This is a genomic window from Faecalimicrobium dakarense (assembly GCF_000499525.1).
GTDB classification, from domain to species: Bacteria; Bacillota; Clostridia; order Peptostreptococcales; family Peptostreptococcaceae; genus Faecalimicrobium; species Faecalimicrobium dakarense.
This window is the reverse complement of sequence record NZ_HG529257.1, coordinates 1-4,189: the sequence shown is the minus strand read 5'-3', so window position 1 is coordinate 4,189 and position 4,189 is coordinate 1. Positions and strand designations below refer to the sequence as shown.

General features: G+C 24.2%; 3 protein-coding genes. 1 reads left to right on the top strand and 2 read right to left on the bottom strand.

Annotation, left to right across the window (positions count from 1 at the left end; genetic code table 11):
* Positions 1 to 113: 113 nt before the first annotated feature.
* Positions 114 to 1,643, bottom strand: coding sequence for a helicase C-terminal domain-containing protein (locus BN899_RS19530; RefSeq protein ID WP_042273045.1), 1,530 nt, complete (start codon positions 1,641 to 1,643; stop codon positions 114 to 116).
* Positions 1,627 to 3,168: a hypothetical protein gene (locus BN899_RS19525; protein WP_242824067.1), complete on the bottom strand. Its 1,542-nt coding sequence runs from the start codon at positions 3,166 to 3,168 to the stop codon at positions 1,627 to 1,629. The genes BN899_RS19530 and BN899_RS19525 overlap by 17 nt, the downstream gene beginning before the upstream one ends.
* 169 nt (positions 3,169 to 3,337) lie before the next feature.
* Here BN899_RS19525 and pdaA point away from each other — a divergent pair, with 169 nt between their 5' ends.
* Positions 3,338 to 4,159 (top strand): delta-lactam-biosynthetic de-N-acetylase, encoded by an 822-nt coding sequence (gene pdaA / locus BN899_RS03685; RefSeq protein WP_042273043.1) that lies wholly within the window; start codon positions 3,338 to 3,340, stop codon positions 4,157 to 4,159.
* The last annotated feature ends 30 nt before the right edge of the window (positions 4,160 to 4,189 follow it).

Below are 4,189 nucleotides of genomic sequence, written 5' to 3'. Positions count from 1 at the left end.
TACTTTAACTAGCTTTTTTATTATATAATATTTTCATATTTTTGTATTATTTTAGCATTTTGAATTTCTAAAAATAACAATTGCATTTTTAATGTAAATCCATTTTTTGTAAACTATTTTTTCAGTTTTTCTTTATGTATTAAATAGTTTTGATTAAAGTACTTTACTTTCAAAATATCAACTTCTGAATCTTCATGTATTACTTTACTTTTTATTGACCTATTTTTCATTTCATTATTCATATATTTTTCTATATTTTTCATGCTTATTTTTTCATTATAATTTAGTAATGATATTATTTCTGTAAGGGCTAAATTCATTACATCTTTCCTAGATTTATATAAATGCTGATTGATATAGTTGTATATTTTATTTTCACTCATAATTGATATATTACATTCATGTAAATCTTTTTCTAGTCTTTTTAATGTATTTATATTAGTTCCTGTATTAAATATTATAAAGCATCCATAATCAAATTTGCTTCTTAAAATACGCCCCATAGCTTGCTTTACCTTTATAGCCATCTGAGGGTAATTTATTTTATAATACGGCAAATTATATTTTTTCATTATTGTAGAGTACAAAGGATCTTTAGGATTTATATTGGGTATTTTATCTAATGTGACACATGTTAACCCGTCACCCGGAACATCTACCCCTTCAAAGCATCCTTTTGAGCCTAATACTATACATCTTTTATTTATATCTTTTAAGTTCTTTATACCTTTTTTATTCATATATACTTCCATATTTTTATTGTTTAAATGCTCTTTTAAAATATCATAAGTTCTCTCTTGTCTATCTTTACTATTAAATAGTGATAGTAAATGACCATCTGTTATCTGAGATATATTCCCTATAATTTTACCCATCTCTTTTGGAAAATCTTTATTTTGATAAGTACATATATCATTTATACCAATTATTGATACTCTTTTTTTATAATCATATAGTGGTTCTATAATTTTTTCTACATTATCCACTCTATTTATACCTAATGTACTTTTAAAATAATCCATGTTGTTTTCTATACTTAAAGTAGCAGATAAAAATATGCCACTATCTATTTGTGATAATATATTTTCCTCAAATAGCTGTGCTAATTTAAGAGGTACTACCCTAAGCTCAAAATTATTATAATTTCTATCTATATCTACTATCCTTGCAAAATCATCATCTTCACTATATTCCATAAATAAATCAAAGGTAGTTTTTATATCCTCTAACTCTTTTATTCTAGCTTTTCCAAACTTATAAACTTCAGCTTCTTTATCTATACTATCTTCATCTAAGTTTCTATCTATTACTACTAAAATTGATACCAAATTTCTTATTATACTTTCACAACTGTTTTTTATTTTATCACTATATAAATTATATTTAACATCAATATAATTATTTTCACTTTTAACTTTTCCGGCTACTTCATTTTCTTGTAAATTTAACTCCCACCTTAAATTATACTTACTTAAATCTTTATATCCGCTATTTATTCCAAAAGCTAATATTGAGCTCATTTCTTCTACTATTAAGTTTATATTTCTGCTTATTTTATCTTTTATATTTCTATCAAAATGCACATGATGGTAAAACTTATCAAATGGCTTTATCTTACCAATTCGCTTAATTTTTATTATCATATACAAATGGACTATTTTTTATATTTTCATAAGGATATATTTCTTGTAAAAAATGATTTAGCATTTTATAATCTATAACATTTGAGAAAAATTCATAACCTTTTTCCACTAAGTTATGTCCTTCATCTACTATAATATTTTCTAATGGCTTTTCTTCTTTATATGGCCACTTTGCTAAAAGAGAATGATTTATTACCGTTATATCCTCTTCTTTTAATTCCTCAACTCTATTTTTATATAGACAATTCTTAAAACATTTTTTAGGTCTACATAAATTTGGATCACAACATATATATTTTATGTGAAATTCTAACTCTTTGAAATGTTGAATTATTAAGTGATTTATCTCTTCTATATCTCCATATTTACCATCTTCAGTTAATCTTTCTAATAAGATAATTGAAAGTATATCATTTTTATTTAATTCTTTAGCATGATATTCTCTTTTATAGCTTTCTAGTTTTTCAACACAAATGTAATTATTTTTTCCTTTTATATATCCATAACTTACTTTTTTATTTAACCCTAAAGAATTTAATACATTAGGAATATCTTTATTTATTAACTGAATTTGTAGTTCTTTAGTATCTGTAGATATTATTACTCTTTTTTTAGTGAATCTAGCCTCTAAAATAGCGCTAACCAAATATCCTACACTTTTTCCTATACCCGTTGGTGCTTCTATACATGCAATTTTAGCACTTCCTCCATTTTTTCTAAATGTTTCTCTTATCATTTTCGTAAGTTCATATTGGCCAGGTCTATATTCATACATAAATCCCTCTTTACTTGCCCATATGTTTTCGTCTTTTAATAGTTCTTCATAAACCATTTTATTTTTGTTAATCTGTTTTATAATATATCTTTCTTTTGATTCTTCATTTTTTTCTATTTCATTTTCTTTATTTTCACAAACTATACTTACTAAATCACTTTGGTCATAATTTGCATTATCTATCAAATCACTCCATTCCCATTTATCTAAACTATAGCTATTTAAGTATGAATTTATCTTAAATGTTAATGGCTCTAATGTAGACTTCTCATTTTCTTTAAGCCTTATAAGTAGTGCGTTTACAATATTTATATTATCAAAACAATTATCTAATAATTTATATTTTTCATCTGACTTATCATTGGTTATTGTTTTTTTTAAGTATTCTAAACTATATTCTTTATGGTATGGCTCTAATATTATAGCTAATTCCATTGAATCTATAATATTATTTTTTATTTCTGGTATATAGTGGTTTATAAATTCTTTTTTTAATTGTGCATTATGAATAATAATAAGCTTGTCCTCTAAGAAATTTATAAATTTATTTTTTATTTCCAGAGAAATGCATTTCTCATCTTTTAATAATATATCAAATGTATCAGTTTCTCTATTTTGTATTTTGACAGCACCAATTTCTATTATTTTGGAATATATTGGATCCAATCCATTAATTTTTATATCTAAATATATAATATTATCTAAAACACTTGGTACTTTTTTAGATAATTTATTTATAATTTCTTTCATTTAATTTGCCCTTTCAATTGTCAATTATATTTACATACTTAATAATTATATGATAATTTTGCCCAAAAAGTAAAAGCGTAATTAAAAATGTATAATTTTAATTTTATTATAGAAACTATATCTAAGTTCACAATCATTTTAAATTATACAAACTACTAGAGGTGATATTATGAATAAAAGAAATTATAGAACTTATTTCATAATAGGATTTTTTGTTTTAGTATTTGGAGGATTAGTTGGTACTAACTTTTACATGCTAAATAAAACTAAAACTCAAATATCAAATGGCTCTCTTAGCACTCAGGAGTATAGTTGGTATTTCAATCCTAGAAATGACGGAAAGCAACCGGAACCTATTAAAGAAGCTAACTTTTTCAATAAGTATAGTTCTTATTATGTAGGCGATCCAAATGAAAAAGTGTTGTATTTATCTTTTGATGCTGGATATGAAAATGGTAATACTGAAAGCATTCTTGATACTTTAAAAAAGCATAATGCTAAGGCTCAGTTCTTCGTAGTAGAAAGCTATATAAAGAGTAACCCTGATATAGTAAAGAGAATGGAAAAAGAAGGCCATTTAGTTTGTAATCATTCAAAATCTCATCCTTCTATGGCTTCAATTACAGATTTTGAAAAATTTAAAACTGAAATTACAAGTGTAGAAGAAGCATATAAAGAGGTTACTGGTAAAGATATGCCTAAGTATTTTAGACCTCCAATGGGTAAATTTAGTGAACAGTCTTTAAAATATACTCAAGATTTAGGATATAGTTCAATATTTTGGAGTTTTGCATACGTAGATTGGTACAATGATAAACAACCGTCCCATGAATTTGCAAAAGATAAAATATATACTAGAACTCATCCAGGTGCAATAGTTTTACTTCATCCTAATTCTAAAACTAATACAGAAATATTAGATGAAGTAATAACTCATTGGGAACAAGAAGGATATAAGCTAAAAACATTAGACTATTTAACTAAAAAATAAAAATAAAAAGATATAAAGTATATATACTTT